Here is a 17,341-nt window from a genome sequence, read left to right on the forward strand (position 1 = left end):
GGTTATGGCTGCGTGGGCGCCCACAATGACTCGCGCCGGTAGAGCTGGCGCAGCGCCCCTTCACCCAGGCACCGCAGGGACGTCGCCCGCAATAGCCGGCGGACTTCCCCGCGCCCTATTTTGACCTTCGCTTCCAACACCTCGGGATTGTCCCAAGCCCGTTTGAGTGTTGAGAGGGCGAGAAAAAGGGGCCAAAGGCAGAAAAGACGGATGCGGGGAGCCGAGCGCGGAATGAGAAGAGTGAATTCCAGCGCACCCTCAAGATGATCCAGCGATTTCCTGATCAAATCTTTCACAATTTCCAAAGAGGATTCCCGCGCCGCGGGATCGAGCAGGCACTCCACGGCCAAGCCGTGAAAAGAGGCCAGGGAGCGGGGCACATAGGACCACCCCCGTGCCCGGTCGGCGACAATATCTTGGACAATATTTGTATACTGGAGGCCGAGGCTGAAGTGAAAGGCCGTCCGCTCCAACCCCCGGCGCCGATCCCCATCCGTCAAACCCAATTGCGCACAGAAGAGCTGCTGTAAGAAACGGCCGACCGTTCCCGCAACACAATCTGCATATTGTACAAGCTCGTTCTCGTTGTCCAGCGCGCCGATCAGAGGCCGGCAGACGACCGGCATCGCGGGGTCGATCACCATAACTTCGCGGGAGATAGTGGCCGCCATGCCGCGCGACATCTCACCGACACATCCGGCGATGAGTTTCTTTTGTTCCGAAGGCAGCCGGTTGACGGACAGAATCACGCGGGCTGATTCGACGGCAAGCGACCAACTCTGACGGGTCTCTTCGTCCGCCTCAACAAATCGGGATTGTGAAGCGAGAGCCCGCAGCTTCTCATCCAACAAAGCGCTCACCTCGGGATCCCACGACCCGCAGAGCGCCTCCACCGCATCGGCGTATTGTTTAAGCGCCTCAACTCGAAGCGGGGCGGGAATCGATGTATCGTCTTCGATCGTGTCGGCGATCCGGCAGAGGAGATAGGCCAGCAGTACCGGGCGACCCAGGGCAGGCGGCAGAACACGGATCGCCATGGCAAAGGTCCGCGAGACCCGGGGCAGCATCCGCTTGCAGAATTTTAAATCGCTCACGTCGCCGCTCCGCTTCCGCGCGTTTCCGCTCGTTTCCGGCCGCGCTCATAGAGAATCAATGCGGAAATGATAAAGAGCGCTGTTCCGCCGGCAACTTTAATAAGGTGCAAGCTCGGATTCGCGCTTCCTCCCGGCGGAAGAATCGCCAGGATCATGGCGAGGGTTACGGCGGCGAAACCCAGCAATCCGCAAAACCAGACACCGAGACGACCGCCGGGCAAATCCAGAACCTTTGAACTTCCCCCCATCCCGCGGATCCCTTTATCCAAGCGGATCAGCGCGATAAACATGTATAAGTAGGGGATGAAGTAGACAAGGAGCGTTGTGTCGACGAGCACCATATAGATTTCCTGCGGACCGGCGCCGAGAGATCCGGCAATGATAAAGAAGGAGGCGAGGATACCCTGAAAGAGCAGGGCGACATGCGGGGAACCCCAGCGGGGGTGCACACGTCCCAGGGATTCCGGGAGATACTTCTCAAGCCCGGCGACAAAGAGGATACGGGCTGAACCGCCCAGCCAGGCGCCGACGCCACCGATGCCGCCCAAAGTCATGAGAAGGGCGACCGCTCCGCCGAGCCCCGGCGCGCCGACTTTGGCGCCGACCGAGGCGATCGCCTGCAGCACACCGGTGATGATACTGATTTCTGAACCGGGGACGGCAACCAGGATCGCCGCTGTTCCGAGAATGTAGATCAGGGTAATAATGATCCCCGAAACAATCATAGCCCGGTGCAGATTGCGGCGGGGATTTTTGATTTCTCCCCCAAGGACCGCGGCCAGCTCCAATCCGGCAAAGGCAAAGCAGATCTCGGCAAAGAAGGAGATTGTATCGCGGCTACCCAAATCCGGTAGAACATTCTTGAGGGTGATCGTATTCGCCGGGCCATATTTCACCCAGGCGAGAAATCCGAGCACGACCAGCAGCAGGGCGGGGATCCATGCCGCCAACCCGCCCAAATTGTGTATCCAGCGCCCCGTCTTCAGGCCGAGAATGTTCGCCCCCAGGGCGATCCAGAGAACGGCGAGTGAGAAGAGAACAACATAGAGTGTGCTGCCCTCGAGCGGCCGGGTCGCATCCCCCCCGATAAATGAAGCGAAGCCGGCGAGGGCGACCAGCAGGGTCGGATAATAGATAATGTTGTTGGCCCAATAGCACCATCCGGCGATAAACCCATGGCGCGGGCCGAAGGCCCGCTGCGACCAAACATAGACGCCGCCTTCTTCGGGTATCGCGGAGCCGAGACGCGCAACGGCCATTCCCTGCGGAATAAAGAAAGCGATCAGCGCCAAAACCCAAAGAGAGAGAGAGGAAGGTCCTCCGGCGGCGGCGAGGGCGACCCATCGTAATCCGACAATCGCAACGATGTTGAAGAGGACCAGATCTCTAAAGCCCATGACACGACGGAGTTCACCCATCCTGACCTCTCCCGGTTTCATTATCTGGCCTCTGGCGGTCCGCACAGATTTGGATGCCCCGATACTAGGTCAAGAAATGATCCCGCGAAACAGCCGCGGGACCGCCCCGAAACGATTTTCACCTCATCGGCGGCGCCATTATCCGCAACAAGAAAATCACCTCTTCAGCGATGGGCAAACCGACCGAAAGGTTCTTGTGGAGACCCTAGAAAACCGTCTATTATGGTGGCGCAGATGCGCCCTCAGGGGCCAGACATGACAGCGGCTAAACGCCAGCTGGAGCCGGGTATCCCCTTTCACTTCCGGCAAGTAGCTGGAGCCAATCGGTATTGCACCTGGAGGTCCCCATGAGGATTCCCACCCATCTGAGGCCATTCTACGCCGCCCTGATCTTGATACTCCTCTTTCTCTTCCCACCCTCTCACGCCACCGCCGATGGAGACGCCCGGGGGAAAATCGCCGTTATCGAAGATGCTGCGATGCTGCATGCCTTCAGCACGGAGACGGGACATTGGTCATCCCTCAACTACAGCGGAAGCGTGATGACCCATCTTCTCAGCGACTATCTGGGTCTCTTCATAACGGATGAGAATGTTTATGCCTACAATCCGATCAGTAATAACTGGGTGCCCCACCACTATCTTGGAAACCTCCTGGGATGGGATCTCAAGTCGGCCACCGCGGTCTGCTGGACGGCGAACAACTGCTTTGCCGTCGCAACGATTTGGGCTCAATGGAATGTCGAGCCGATGTCCTATCGAGAGCGGGTGATCGGAGCCGGTTCGGCCGGCAATTTCGCTCTTGTGTGGACAAATGTGCGCGCCTTGGCCTACAGCTCGGGAACAGGCGCTTGGGTTACGATCCAACTGCCGGAAAGAGCGGTTGGCGGGCTTGCCTCCGACGGATTGGGGCTTGTTTGGACCGATGCCAGTGTCTATGCCTTTGACGCGACGCCCCCCGGCGCTTGGATACCGCTTGGTCTGGAGGGGGTTCAAGGGATCAGCGCCGCGGGATCGGGGGAAATCGGTTTGATCTGGGGTGACAATGAGGCCCTGGCCTACAGCGGCGTCCTGAACGATTGGTTTAACATAAATAGCGATCAGTCGTTTCTTGGAGGCGTCGCCGGCGGCGAGGTCGGGTTGATCTGGACCGAGACAAAGGCTTTCGGCTTCAATGCATGGACCGGTCAATGGGTGAGTCTCTCTCTGCAACCAGAGACATCCGGCGTGGAGGAGCCATCGCAAAGCTCATCGGACCAATTCAGGATCTCTCCGAACCCCTGCGCGGGCCCCACCATGAGCTTCCAGCTTCCCGGTGATTCATCCTGGAGATTGGATATTGTTGATGTCACCGGACGCCGTGTTCGACGGTTTGATTCTTCAGAACTCTCTCCGGGCGCCTCGTTGGAATGGAATCGCACCGATGAAGAGGGCCGGTCGTTGCAAGCCGGTGTCTACTGGGTTCAGGCGAGATCAGAGAACCGCGAGGAAGTCCGGCGGATTGTTCTTCTGCCGCCGCAATAGCCTGCATTCTTGCATGCCAAACGCCCGGACTCACAGAACCCGGGCGCCGGCTTGACATCTTTGTTGTCGCACTCTTTTTTGTTAAACGCTCCCCAGATGCTTATTCGTAGAGTCTCTTGATCTGACCCCACGTGCTTTCCCGTGTGGGCGTCGGCTCGTTACAAAGGGCGTTAAAGAAGGTCACGGTTTCGGTCTCCCCCCATTCGAGATTGATAATCTGTGATTCGGGGTAGATCGGCTCCCAATCCGGCGGCATGATTTCCGATACTATATATTCACCGAGAAGGAGACCCTCCCAGCAGAAGCGACCGGAGTTGTCCGTCATCCGGCAAAATTGATCGCCATAGGGAGTCTCGATACAGACCCACCAGCCGGGAATAGGAAGATCCACATCGGTCAGGATTTCATTGCAATCGGTATCTTCATACTTCTCGGCGCAGATCGTTCCCGTGCCATTACAAACATAAAAGGTCACTTCGGCAATCGCCTCATCGCCCGCCTCAAATGACCAGTATTCCAGACGGATCCAATATTTCCCGTCGAGGAGACTGTTTGGAACCGTCCAATACCGAGTGATGCTCATGCCGGTGGCGCCTGGATAGGTTTCCGTATCGAGGAGAATTGTCTGTGTGGGATCCCACAATTCAAAGAGCACATAGTTCGGAGTCGTGGAATAGGTTATCTCCCATGAAATCTCAACCTGGCCGCCCGGATTCTCGACGCAAAAGGGTGGTTCCGGCTCTCGTCCCAGATTGATCGTTGCCTCGGATATGTCCGCCAGAAGCGGTGTCGCCATGATGGCCGCGAGGACCAAAACCAAGAGAACCTTCAATGCTATCATGTTGCCGTTCAATTTCATCGATGCTCCTCCCTTCATATAGATTAGGTATCGACGCTGCTTCATCGTCCCTGCATCAAATCCATGCTTCGAAATATACTTATTTATGAAATAACTAATAATAATATCACTAATTGAGATCGGATATCAAGTCTATTTGGAGGGCCCGGCGAGTTTAATGCGGATCAGGTTAAGGCTTAAAAAAAGGACGGAAAACGCCCGGGTTCTCACCAAACCCGGGCGCAATCTCATGCCAGCTGCGGATAAAACCTATTCGTAGATTCTCTTGATCTGGCCCCATGTGCTTTCACGAGTTGGTGTTGGCTCAGGGCACATGCTGTTGAAGAAGGTGATGGTGATCGACTCACCCCACTCAAGATCAACAAGCTGAGATATGGGATAAATAGGCACCCAGTCGGGCTGCATGACCTCAAAAACCGTGTATTGACCGAGCTGGAGACCATCCCAACAGGCGATTCCGTATTGATCGGTTTGCTGACAGTACTGATCGCCATAGGGGGTTTCCAAGCAAACCCACCAACCCTGGATGGGGAGATCGGCCCTATTCAGAATGCCGTCGCAATCGGTATCATCCCACTTCTCAGCGCAGATGCTGCCGGTACCATTACAAACGTAGAAAGAGACTTCGGCATTGGCTTCATTGCCGGCCTCGTATGACCAAAACTCGATTCGGATCCAATATTTCCCATCAACAAGCCCATTCGGGACAACCCAACTCCGCATGATGTTCACACCCGTTGCGCCGGGATAGGTTTCGGTTTCAAGCAGAACCGTCATGGTGGGATCCCAAAGCTCATAGAGGACAAAATTCGGTGTCGTCTCGTATGTGACGAACCAGTTGATATCGAGTGTTCCCCCTGGATTTTCAACGCAGTACGGCGGTTCAGGCTCCCGTCCCAGGTTGATTGTGGCTTCCATCGGATCAGCCAGGACTGGAACGATCAAAGTGATGGCTAATGTTAAAGCCAAACAAACGGTGAGGATTGAACGGCTGGCGTGAGTCTTCATCGATGCCCCTCCCACTGTGGCCGGATGCCGACCAAAGTATGTCTTCCCTGCATCACGTTGCGGGTCCTAAATAGACCCATTCCTACAATCACACTGGATGATATCAGCCAATGGAGCGAATTACAAGTGTATTTTTGCTTGAGACGCCCAGAAAAAGAAGACTCGCAATTCCTTGTCCACGTTGGAGTTGGAATTCATGGCCGAGGAGAAACCCTTGATTTGAATGTTTACGGCCTGTTCTCTGGGGGCGGCGGGCCGATTTGGGTGCCAATGCCGACACCGGGAAATCCGGTGTCTCTCACGATATCGAGTATCCAGACAACCTCTCCATGGCGGACCCCCGCCTCGGCCTTAATCATCACCCGGCTCTGGGGATCGGCCGCCAGGATCTCGAGCAAGCGTCCCTTGAGTTGGGGCATGGGCGTCTCCTCGCCATCGAGAATAAGACGGCCGCTTTCGGTCATGATGACCTCGACCTCATGCGCCAGCTCCCCCTCCAACGCCGGCGTCGACGTGGTCGAGCGCGGCAATTGAAGTTCGAGCTCACCCACCCGTTTGAAGGTCCCGGTCACAGCAAAGAAAATGATCAATAGGAAAAGAACATCGATCAATGGTGTCACATTGAGGGTGATCTGCTTGCGCTCTTTTCCGATCCGGAAGGAGATGGCGCTCATCGGTCCACCTCCCTTGATGAGGTCGCGGATGACGTCATCGATGCGGCCGCCGGTGAGGCCGGGTGGTTCAAACGAAGTTGAGCCACCAGATGCCCGGCATAGGCTTCTATTTCGGCGACGAGGGTTTCGGATTTTGAGGCGAGGACATTGTAAGTGATAAGGGAGGGAATGCCGATTCCCAGCCCGATGGCCGTCGTGACAATCGCCTCGCTGATGCCGCCGGAAAGGGCCTGCGGATCACCCAGACCGGAGAGAGAGATCGAGGCGAACATCTTTATCATTCCCAGCACCGTTCCAAGCAGGCCGAGCAACGGCGCCGCCTGCGCGATTGTTTGTAACCAGACAAGATGCCGTTCCAACACGGCTGTCTTTTGACGGCCCATATCGACCAGCATGTCGCGCATGATTTCCCATGGTTCATGGGCGTATTCGAGTCCGACGAGGATCACATCCGAAAAGACACCCGGGTTACGCCGGCAGACTTCAATCGCAAGATCCAGCTCACGGTTGGGACGAACCGCTTCAACCACCTCGATGATTTCGCGGGGCAGCACGCGGCTCCGTCTCAGGGCCAGTATCCGCTCGATCGCAATCGTGGTCGCAACAATGCTGCAGAGCGCCAGCGGGTAAATGAGGGGTCCGGCCTTTTGCAGGAACTCAAACATGAACAGGGTCTCCTTCCGGGTTCTTCTAACGCCGAGAGCGCGGGCGCCCCGTCTCTTGGCGCTGAGTCTCTGGTGGTAGCGCCTTGTAACTCATACGAATTTGAAGGATCAGGGTCTTCTCTGGAAAATGGCTGGGAAGGGGGTCATAGGGGGCCGCCTTCCGGAGCGCGTCGACACTGGCCTCCCGAAGCGCTTGGTGGCCGTCCGCCGCGATGACATCACACCGGAGAAGCTCGCCGGTCAGCGCGATCTCAAGCTCGCAATCAGTATAACCATGTATCAAGCCGAGATGGTATCCGAGCGGGGCAATCCATTTTTGTATAACTTTGCGCCGAAACTGCTGCATCCAGTAACCATAGGCCCATTCAGTCGTATTGAGACTGATAATCCCCGAGAGATCGGTATTCCCGCCGGGGCTCGACATCGCCTCTTGCGCGATATCGCTCATTCCAAGGGGCTGGATACGCCGTTGCGCTGAGTCGGAGGCGAGACCCTGCTCCAGGAAAGATTTCATGGGATGCTCCAGTCCCGCGCCTTTGGGAATCAGAAAAGAGCTTCCCGTTTCAGATGGTTCAGGCGTTTCTTTTATTTCCGGTGATTCTATATTTTCAGCGGTAACCTCGGGTTCCGCGCCCTTATCTTCGGGCTTTTCCTCGGGCTTGACCGCCTCAGGCGCCGTGGCATCTTCCGGCCTTTCCGTCTCAGCCGTCATTCCCTGCGCCGTCCCCTGGTCCATCCTGATCTGCGGGGCGTCGGAGTAACCCTCCTGGCGCGGCAGCGCCCCGGCCTCTCCTCCGGGCAGGTCGTCCCGCGTGCGGCTCGTGACGTTGCTGAGATAATCGGCCCGCTCGGGAGGATCATCCGCCCGATCGGGTGGGAGTTCGGTGAAAAAGGTCGGCTCTTCCGGCGTCGGGGGTTGGGGGTCCGGTTCCGGCGCAAAGACGACCTGAATCGGCTCCGGCGCTTCCTTTTGTGCCAAGGCCGGTTCCACAAGATGCAGGAATTGAGCCGCGAGGAGAACTCCAAAATGGAGCATCAGCGTGAGGATAAAGGCAAAGATCCAGACACCCCGTCTTGACCGATGTTGCCCGAGTATCGGGGTTTGCGGCCCCGGTCCACCCGGCCTGGTCATCAGTGTCGCTTGGTGGGAAATATTCATCGAGTGTCTCGGTTTGCGGATCATCGGCACTTTCTACATTAGCCCGAGCGGCAGGTTCCCCTCAGGCATCCTACGATCAACATTCAAACCTAAAACAAGAGAGACTTTGCGGGGATAAAAGACGCTTCGTTCCTTAAACCACCCTGTATCCCACACTCAGACCATCCCTAAATAGAGGCTTTCGTCCTCTCAGGGAATCTCCTCTGCTTGAGGCTTTCTCTCTATAGTGTTATTTTGACGTTGTCGTGGTGTGTTCCCCCCAAAAAAATGCCGATATTCTTTATGGGTGCCGGTCAATCCCATGAGGAGATGGAAATATCTGTGCTGCAACAATATGATGTAAAACATCTTACACACATCATCCCCATCCGGGTGATGAGGGTGCGGGTCACCATCGGCATGTGCCTGCTTGTCATCCTCGCGTCCCTTCTTCCCCTACCCGTCTTCGCCGGCCCCTCCTGGAAGGTCCCGCGTGATTTCGTTTCCGCCTTCCTCATTGAGGCGGAAACGGGAAAAATCTTATTCGAATCGAATGCCTATGCCTCGCGGGCGCCCGCCAGCACGACCAAACTGATGACGGCGCTCATCGTGATGGATGCGATCAAGGCGGGAAGGGTGGCGCTGACCGACTCGGTCACTATATCCCGCCGGTCCCGGCGTATGGGCGGATCACAGGTCTATCTTACCGAGGGAGAGGTCTTCACTCTCGAAGAGCTGATGCAGGCTCTTATGATCGCATCGGCCAACGATGCCTCGGTGGCGATTGCGGAGTATGTCGGTGGCGGCTATGAGCATTTTGTCGAGATGATGAACCGCCGCGCCGATCAGATGGGCTTGAAAGAAACGATCTTTTACAATACCCACGGACTCGATGACCTCCCGTCGCAACGAAACTTGACCTGCGCCTATGATCTCGCCCAGATCGCGCGCGAGCTTGTGAAATATCCCAAGATCCTCGAATGGACCAGCACCCGCTCCGCGCCCTTTCGCAATAACCAATTCACGCTCAATGCCACAAACAAACTCCTGGGACGGATCGAAGGATTGGATGGATTGAAAACCGGCTTCACCTGGCGGGCCGGATTTTGCCTCGTGGGCACGGCGCAGCAGGATGGGATGCGTCTCATCTCCGTCATTTTGGGTTCGCAAACGAGCCGGGGCCGCTTCCTGTCGACCAAACATCTGATCGAGACAGGTTTCATGAGATTTGAGAAGGTTCTGCTGTGCCGTGAGGGCCAGTCGTTGGGACTGACCATTCCCATTTCAGGCGGTGACTCCGAACAATTGTCCCTTGTCGCCGGCCGCTCGGTCAGCATCATTCTTCCGAAGGAAGACAGATACAGGATCCGGGAAACCTACAAGACGGTCAACGCGGCCGAAGCGCCGGTTCGAGAGGGAACACCCCTGGGATACCGGGAGGTTTGGGTGGGTGATCAGGTGTTGGCCCGGATTCCGGCTGTCGCCTCTCAATCGATATCCAGGGCGGGATTCTTCCGCCAGCTCTGGCGCGGGCTAGGACTTAGCCGCTAAAACCCTCCAACCCCTTGCGTCAAGAAGAAGTACCTGCCAAAGTTCAGTGAAGATTCAATGCCCGGCTTTGTCGGGGAATCCGGCGTTTTATCGAGCACATTCGAAGGGGTATGACACCGTGAGTGCCATCCTGCTGGATCATGACCAGGTTCCAGGCCTCTCCGCCGAGGATGTCATCCTCGCGCAATGGGCCATTGAAGAAGCTCGTCGTTTGGGTGCGACCTATGCCGAGGCCCGCTGGGGATTATTGGAAACCCGCCGCATCCGCATCAAAGATCAACATGTCGCTCTTCTCGCCCACACCAATCATCGCGGCCTCGGTCTCAGGGTATTGGTTGACGGCGCATGGGGATTTGTCTCCCACCCCCTGCAGCCCCCGACCGGGGAGACCCTCGTAACACCGGCCGGTGAGGATCTTCTGAGAGGTGAGATTCAGCCGGATGAGACCCATCCGCCCATCTCCGCGATCGATGATATCTTCGATGTCGATCTTTCCGCAAGAGGGCCGATCCAGCCCCATACCGCCGCGTTCGCCTATGCCAGACTGAAAGGAACGATCATCAGCTTGGCGGAAGCTGCCGTCGCCATGGCGCGCGCCGCCGCCGCACACAACCGCCGCCCGATTCAATTGGCCCCGGCCGCGCCTCAAAGCGGCGTCTGGCGCACTGATCGCGAGCGCGATCCCTTCGAAGTCCCCCTCGAAGAAATGGTCGAGTACCTGATGACCGCCGAGAAAGTGTCGCGGCAAGCTGAAAAAGATCTTGTTTCCACAGAGACATGGCTGACGGCCTGGCGGAAAGCCCATTGGCTTTGTACAAGCGAGGGAACTCTTATCCTTCAAGAGATTCTTGAGTGCGGCGGCGGTTTGAAATGCCTCGCTCATACCGATGGCGTGACCCAGGAGCGCACCTACCCCGGCTTGAGGGGATGCGATTGTGAAACCGGCGGGTATGAGAGGCTTCTTGCACACGAGCTTCAAAAAAACGCGCCCAGGGTCGCCGCGGAGGCGGTCGCTCTGACCACGGCGCCTCCCTGCCCATCTAAAGTCAGCGATCTTGTCATCGATGGATCGCTCGCCGCCATACAGATCCATGAGACGATCGGCCACGCGGTGGAGCTGGATCGCGTCTTTGGCAGCGAGGAAAGCCTGGCCGGCGGCAGTCATCTCACCCCCGACAAACTCGACTGGTTCCGCTTCGGCTCTGATCTGATTAATGTCTCGGCCGATGCCACGGCCGCACTGGGCTTGGGGAGCTTCGGTTACGATGATGAGGGAACACCGGCCCAGCGGGTTCCCATCATAAAGAACGGCGTCTTCAGCGGGTATTTAACAAATCGCGAAACGGCCGGCAAATTGGGGATTTTAAGCGGCGGTGCCGCCAGGGCGCAGGACTGGAGCCATATGCCGTTAATTCGTATGACAAATGTCAACCTGGCGCCCGGCGGTTGGACTTTTGATAAACTCATCGAAGACACGGAAAATGGTTTTTATTTTGAGACCTCGAAGAATCCCAGTATTGATCATCTTCGCTTGAACTTCTTCGTCGCCGCGGAGATGGCTTGGGAAATACGGGATGGCAAGAAGATCCGGATGTACAGGGATCCGGCCTACGGAGGAATCTCGTATCAGCTCTGGCGCGCTTGCGATGCGATCACAGATTACCGCCATTGGCGGATATGGGGCATCCCCAACTGCGGGAAGGGAGATCCCAAACAGATCGGCCATGTCGGACATGGGGCTTCGCCCCTGAGAATGCGAAATGTCCGGATCGGATCGCGATCATGAGATGCATCTGGCCGACACCTGAAATCGAAGACATCATCGTTGATGTTATGGATGACGCGGTGGAGCATGTCCCGGGAGACGGCTTGCATCTCCTTTTAGAAGCGACACGGGAGCGCGTTTTTAGACTGGCTGATGGAGAGATCCACCAAACCGCAGACAGAAAAGACCTCCGTCTTATCGTGACGGCTATCGAAGGTAACCGGCAAGGGGTTGTCTCCACCGGACTTCTCGTTCCCGACGAGATACACACCGCCATAGGCCGGGCGCGGCGGATCTGCAGTTTTCTTCCGCCCGATCCGCAATTCCCCGGTCTGCCGGGTCCGGTGAAGGCAGCGCAGGACGGCGGCGATCATCATGACCGGGAGACGGCCAATGCCACATCCGAGGAGCTGGCGCGTATCGCATCCGTCGGGCTTGAAACGGCGCGCGCCGAGGGCGCCATCGCGGCCGGAGCGCTGAGTGTGCGGGAGAATCTGTTCCTGGCTCGCGACAGCGAGGGGCTGGCTTCGCGCAGCATTTCTACAAAAGCTGATCTATCCCTTACCTGTTTCGCGGGATCGGGCGGCAAGCAGAGCTCGGGTTACTCAAATCGATTCGCCTGGAGACTATCCGATCTGAATCCCGAAGAAACGGCGATCAAGGCCGCGCGCAAAGCAAAATACGGCATTGTCCGCCGTTCTCTGAATCCGGGTTTTTATACGGCGATTCTCGGACCGACCGCGGTCGCGGATTTGGTCGGTATTCTGGCGCACATCGGATTCGGCGCAACAGAAGTGAACGAATACCGCAGTTTCGCCAGCGGGCGGTTGGGCGAAAAAGTTTTGGATGAAAAGTTCACTCTCCGGGATGACCCGCAGCATCCCCAGACCGCGGCGCCGGGAATCGACTATGAGGGTATTCCCACAAAACCCCTGACTTTTGTGGAGAGGGGTGTGCTGAAAGACATCGCCACGAATCACCGCACGGCCCATCTCGGCAATAAACCATCCAATGGGCGGGGCGCCGATCCTTTATCAAGGTGGACCGATATCTTGATGAATCATCTTGTCATGGAGCCGGGCGCCACATCGCGCGAAAAGATGATACGTTCGGTTCATAGGGGCATCCTGATCAACCGCCTCTGGTACGCCAGAGTTGTACAACCGCGCGAAACGCGGATCACGGCGCTGACACGGAACGGACTGCTGACGATCGACGGAGGAGAAATCACGGGCGCGGCCGGCAACTTCAGGACAAACCTATCGCTCGTGGAACTCCTCTCGCATCTCAAGGCCGTATCCGACACAACAGTGCCGACCCATGGCGTTGTTGCGCCGACTCTTCTTGTTGAAGGATTCCCACTGACCAGTCCCAGCGCTTAGGTGGAGCAGGGAGGTATTCTTTAGATGTCATTCAGATTCTGGGTGCCGATCTTTACGGCGGTTTTTTCAATTTTCGCCGTATCGTTCATACCCGGTTCCGCCCACGCCGTCTCCAAGCGCCCGCTGGCCGTTCATGACGTCGTGATGATGGCCACTCCTCAGCAGGCCGACTTCAGTCCGGATGGCGATTGGATCGCCTATGTCCTGCGCACCGCCGACCTGGATAAGAACCAGATGCGGCGGCAAATTTATCTTGCCTCGCGCCGCGGCGGCAAGCCGCGCGCTGTCACCCGCGGGAATGAATCGGCTCAGCGTCCCGACTGGTCACCGAATGGCAGCTATCTCGCTTTCCTCAGGAAACCTGATGCACCCGGCGCGAAGGAAACAGATGACGAACAGCTCTGGCTCTTGCCAATGGGCGGTGGAGAGCCCTTCCCTTTGACGAACCTCGGCGGTGGTATTTTAGACTATGCCTGGACACCGGATGGACGGTCGATCCTCGTCCTGACCCCCGAGGATCAGGCGGCCGGAATGAAGGAATATGCCGGGAATCGGGAGGAGAAAGGTTATGACGCTGACGCGAAGGACAAAAATATTCCTCGGAAGATCCTTTGGCGTTATCCCGTTCCCGAGGGAGATCCCAAGCTTCTCTTCCGCGGTGATCGCGGGATGGAGGAATTCGAGCTAAGCCCCGACGGGCAATGGGTCGCCTATTTGTCAAACCTCACCGGTGTTCTCGCGGATGAGAACGAGACGGAAATTTATCTCCTGGGGCTCAACGAAGAACGCATCCGCCGGCTCACACATCGCTACGGCGCCGAAGGCAACATTCATTGGACTCACGATGGAGAGGGTGTCATTTGCACCGCCGTGAAGACCGACTCGCTCATGTTTTCCCAGATGGAAGTGTATGTCCTTCCCGTGGGCAGCCGGCGCCTGGACAATCGAGATCATGTTCCTTTCTCGCGGTGGATCCCCTGGACAAATCTCCTCGATCGCGAGGTCGACGCTTTTCTATGGCCCGCCAAGAGCGGCGCCGGCTTTGTCATCGCGCAGGATCATTTTTCCGCGCGGCTGGCGACACTCGACGGCGAGGGTACGGCGCGCTGGCTGACCGATCCGCGTAAAGTTATACAATATGGCGCCGTCTCAGACGACGGGAAATATCTTGCCCTCACCATCGAGACGCCTGAATCGCCCGCGCAACTTGTTCTCGTAAACTACGAAGGGCGGATTGCGCGGGTGCTGGATGAACCGAACAAAGACCGCTTTAAAGATATTCAACCGGCGTGGCAGAGCGTTTATAGCTGGAACAGTTTCGACGGCCAGGAAATCGAGGGCCTGCTCATTCAACCCTGGTGGACCGAGGTTCTTCCGCCCTATCCGCTGATTGTAGATATCCACGGCGGTCCGTCTTGGCATGTGACGCATGAGCTAAGCCAGACGATTCAGACCTGGGCCGGCGAAGGGTATCTGGTGCTGGCGCCCAATTACAGGGGAAGCACAGGGTATGGAAATGAATTCTCCATTTCAAACGTGCGCGATCTCGGCGGCGGCGATTATCGGGATATCATGGCCGGTGTGGATCAGTTGATTGCGGACGGCATCGCCGATCCCTACCGAATCGCCATTATGGGCGGGTCGTATGGCGGCTACATGGCGAATTGGGCTATTACACAATCGAGCCGGTTCGCCGCGGCGGTATCTGAGTACGGCATTTTCAGCCTGATCACTGACTTCTCGATGAGCGATTATCCCATGTGGGAGAAATCATATCTCCGAAAATATTATTGGGATGATCTCGGCGCCTACCTGCAAATGTCGCCGGTTTTCCACGCCGAAAATGTCACAACCCCCGTATTGATCATGCATGGCGAAGCAGACAATAACACCTTCATCTCCAACTCGATGGAAATGTATAGGATGCTTCGAACGCTCGGCAAGACCGTCGAGTTCCATCAATTCCCTCGTGAAGGGCACGGCTTTGCCGAACCGGCGCACAAACTCGAGGAAATGCGCCTCGCCCGCTCTTGGTTCGACCGTTTCGTGACGCATGGAGCCATCTGGCCCCCTGAATACAACGAGCTTCGAAAAACACCGCGCGAGCATCTTCCGCCGTTTCTCGCCGATCAGATCCGGTCAATCGATGATCTCCCCCGCCTCTACCGGCCGGGCGATACGCTGAGCGTCAATCGCGGGACCCCATTACAAGCGATCGTGGGTGAGATCAGCACACCGAGCAGCTACGGCGATGAGAGGCCGGGTGGACGTTTTGTAGAAGTAGAGATACTTCTCTCCCATCAAGGCTGGGGGATGCGTTCGTATCCGCTGCAAATGAATGATGTCGTGATGCTGGGGCCCTCCGGCCGGAATCATCCTCCGGCGGGAATCCCCTTTTCCGCTCATGGCCAGACAACATTAATCCACGGCGAAAATCTCATGGTGCGCCTATCACCCGAACCGACGGGAATAGGTCAATGGCAGCCGGTTCGCGTCACCTTCGATATTCCAAGAGATCTACATCATGTGCCCCTCGTGATCGGTCCCTTCCCACCGGTTCTGATCAATGTGGGTGAATCAGTGGCTAATTAACAACATGGAAGGCGGATTAACGTGCCGAACCCGGAAATCTTCACTCGGGAAGAACGCCGGCTGTTGGAGCCCTACTTCACAAATCTCGACGAACGGGTCTTTGCTTTAACAAATCTGCCCGAGGTGGTCAAAGGCGCCCTCTTCGCACGCTACTCCCGATCACCGAAATCCCTCCGCCGCCTTTTTCTTGATGAATTCATTGATACCGATCACGGCGCCGCGTTCGATACCGGCGCCGGCCTCCGCCGCGCCCGGGAACTGTACGACCGCGTCTTTATCGAGTTCGGGGATGATTCGGTCGCTCAACTCGGCGGCGCGCATCTCGCCGTCGAGGGCGCATCGAATATCCTCACCAAGATTCTCGAGCGCGGCCGCCTCATGTCTTACCTTGAACAATCAACCCGCTATATCCCCTTCACCAGCAGGCTGGACGGACGCTGGCGTTATTGCATTCCGCCGGAACTCGAGAATCATCCCGCGCGGAAGGTCTATATCGAAGTGTTGGATGAGATCTTCGAGACTTATACAGAGTGGGTAAAGCCTTTGCAGGAGCTTCTTTCAACCCGGTTTCCGCAGGGAACGGAATCGGTTGCGGTCCATCATCGAACACTTCAAGCAAAGGCATTGGATATTCTGAGGGGATTGTTGCCGGCGGCGACAACGTCCAATTTGGGACTCTTCGGCTCCGGGCAGGCCTTTGAATCCCTTCTATTGCGAATGCGGGCTCATCCATCAGCGGAAGCGAGAGAAACAGCACGCTTAATGCTCCATGAATTACGAAAGGTGATTCCAGAGTTTCTTAAACGCGTGGACCAGGAAGAGCGGGGTGTTGTATGGAGCCGCTATCTATCGGAAACCAGGGAAGAAACAGAACGGATGGCGTCTGAGTTTTTTGGAGAGGATTCCCCGTTATCGAAGGAGGAAAAGGGACCTGCGGAAAAATCGCAGACGGTGCAGCTGACCGATTTTGATCCTGAGGGTGAAATCAAAGTCATCGCCGCGGCGCTTTACTCCACTTCAAATCTGCCGGATGGGGAATTGCTGGCGCGCGTGCGCCGGATGCCTCACGAAGACCGAGTGCGGGTTCTCAAGGCCTATGTCGGATCCCGTCGCAATCGGCGGCACAGGCCGGGGCGCGCCTTTGAGCGCACATCGTATCGCTTCGATATCCTCTCCGATTACGGCGCTTTCCGCGATCTGCAACGCCATCGGATCCTCAGCATTGAATGGCAGCAGCTGACGACCCATCATGGTTATCATTTTCCGCAGGAATTGGAAGCCTCCCCACTGGGCGACCGCTGGCATCAGATCATGACCCGCTCTTCGGAGCTGTTCCATCGATTGGCGGTTGAGGGTTTGGAGCGTGTCGCTTCGTATGCCGTCTGCATGGCTTACCGTATCCGCTACTACATGGAAATGAACGCCCGTGAGGCAATGCATCTGATCGAATTGCGGACGGCCCCGCAGGGACACACCTCCTATCGCCTTATCGGGCAGGAGATGCACCGATTAATCGCTGAGACGGCCGGTCATCGAGCGATCGCCGAGGCGATCTCTTTCGCCGATCACACATCCGGTGAAGAAGGTCGTTTGAGCGCGGAGATGTCATTGGAAACGCGTCGGACGGATCATGGAAGCATATTGAGGCTCGAAGAATAGCGCCGCGGCGCCG

Annotated in this window: 13 protein-coding genes; 6 read left to right on the top strand and 7 right to left on the bottom strand. The window is 56.9% G+C overall.

Features of this window, described 5'->3' with window-relative positions:
• Window positions 1-2: 2 nt before the first annotated feature.
• On the bottom strand, window positions 3-1,094 hold the full coding sequence (locus KJ970_05705) for a squalene/phytoene synthase family protein (GenBank protein MBU2690404.1): 1,092 nt from the start codon (window positions 1,092-1,094) through the stop codon (window positions 3-5).
• Complete coding sequence (locus tag KJ970_05710; GenBank protein ID MBU2690405.1) at window positions 1,091-2,512, bottom strand: APC family permease; 1,422 nt, start codon at window positions 2,510-2,512, stop codon at window positions 1,091-1,093. The genes KJ970_05705 and KJ970_05710 overlap by 4 nt, the downstream gene beginning before the upstream one ends.
• A gap of 347 nt (window positions 2,513-2,859) precedes the next feature.
• On the opposite strand from KJ970_05710, the gene KJ970_05715 reads away from it, so the two are divergent.
• Window positions 2,860-4,035 carry a hypothetical protein gene (locus KJ970_05715; protein ID MBU2690406.1) on the top strand — a complete coding sequence of 392 codons (1,176 nt, stop codon included), beginning with the start codon at window positions 2,860-2,862 and terminating at the stop codon, window positions 4,033-4,035.
• Window positions 4,036-4,135: 100 nt separating this feature from the next.
• Here the strand turns inward: KJ970_05715 and KJ970_05720 are convergent, their stop codons facing one another.
• The 5 genes from KJ970_05720 to KJ970_05740 all read right to left on the bottom strand — a co-directional run bounded on the left by KJ970_05720 (window position 4,136) and on the right by KJ970_05740 (window position 8,400).
• Entirely contained in the window at window positions 4,136-4,894 is a 759-nt protein-coding gene (locus KJ970_05720; GenBank protein MBU2690407.1) for a hypothetical protein, read from the bottom strand.
• A 249-nt stretch (window positions 4,895-5,143) separates the two neighbouring features.
• Entirely contained in the window at window positions 5,144-5,902 is a 759-nt protein-coding gene (locus KJ970_05725) for a hypothetical protein (GenBank protein MBU2690408.1), read from the bottom strand.
• 227 nt (window positions 5,903-6,129) lie between these two features.
• Window positions 6,130-6,576 carry a biopolymer transporter ExbD gene (locus KJ970_05730; GenBank protein ID MBU2690409.1) on the bottom strand — a complete coding sequence of 149 codons (447 nt, stop codon included), beginning with the start codon at window positions 6,574-6,576 and terminating at the stop codon, window positions 6,130-6,132.
• Window positions 6,573-7,241, bottom strand: coding sequence for a MotA/TolQ/ExbB proton channel family protein (locus KJ970_05735; protein ID MBU2690410.1), 669 nt, complete (start codon window positions 7,239-7,241; stop codon window positions 6,573-6,575). The genes KJ970_05730 and KJ970_05735 overlap by 4 nt, the downstream gene beginning before the upstream one ends.
• A 25-nt stretch (window positions 7,242-7,266) precedes the next feature.
• On the bottom strand, window positions 7,267-8,400 hold the full coding sequence (locus KJ970_05740) for a hypothetical protein (protein MBU2690411.1): 1,134 nt from the start codon (window positions 8,398-8,400) through the stop codon (window positions 7,267-7,269).
• Window positions 8,401-8,709: 309 nt separating this feature from the next.
• On the opposite strand from KJ970_05740, the gene KJ970_05745 reads away from it, so the two are divergent.
• From KJ970_05745 to KJ970_05765, 5 genes are all read left to right on the top strand, one after another.
• Window positions 8,710-9,930, top strand: a complete 1,221-nt coding sequence (locus tag KJ970_05745; GenBank protein MBU2690412.1) for a D-alanyl-D-alanine carboxypeptidase — start codon at window positions 8,710-8,712, stop codon at window positions 9,928-9,930.
• A gap of 118 nt (window positions 9,931-10,048) precedes the next feature.
• A complete protein-coding gene (locus KJ970_05750; protein ID MBU2690413.1) occupies window positions 10,049-11,716 on the top strand; it encodes a TldD/PmbA family protein in 1,668 nt (555 codons plus the stop codon).
• On the top strand, window positions 11,713-13,077 hold the full coding sequence (locus tag KJ970_05755) for a TldD/PmbA family protein (protein MBU2690414.1): 1,365 nt from the start codon (window positions 11,713-11,715) through the stop codon (window positions 13,075-13,077). The genes KJ970_05750 and KJ970_05755 overlap by 4 nt, the downstream gene beginning before the upstream one ends.
• 24 nt (window positions 13,078-13,101) lie before the next feature.
• The gene (locus tag KJ970_05760; protein ID MBU2690415.1) at window positions 13,102-15,669 is read left to right on the top strand and encodes a S9 family peptidase; all 2,568 of its coding nucleotides are present in this window, start codon (window positions 13,102-13,104) and stop codon (window positions 15,667-15,669) included.
• A gap of 15 nt (window positions 15,670-15,684) precedes the next feature.
• Window positions 15,685-17,328: an FAD-dependent thymidylate synthase gene (locus tag KJ970_05765; GenBank protein ID MBU2690416.1), complete on the top strand. Its 1,644-nt coding sequence runs from the start codon at window positions 15,685-15,687 to the stop codon at window positions 17,326-17,328.
• Window positions 17,329-17,341 lie beyond the last annotated feature (13 nt).

This window comes from Candidatus Eisenbacteria bacterium, assembly GCA_018831195.1.
Taxonomy (GTDB): Bacteria; Eisenbacteria; RBG-16-71-46; order CAIMUX01; family JAHJDP01; genus JAHJDP01.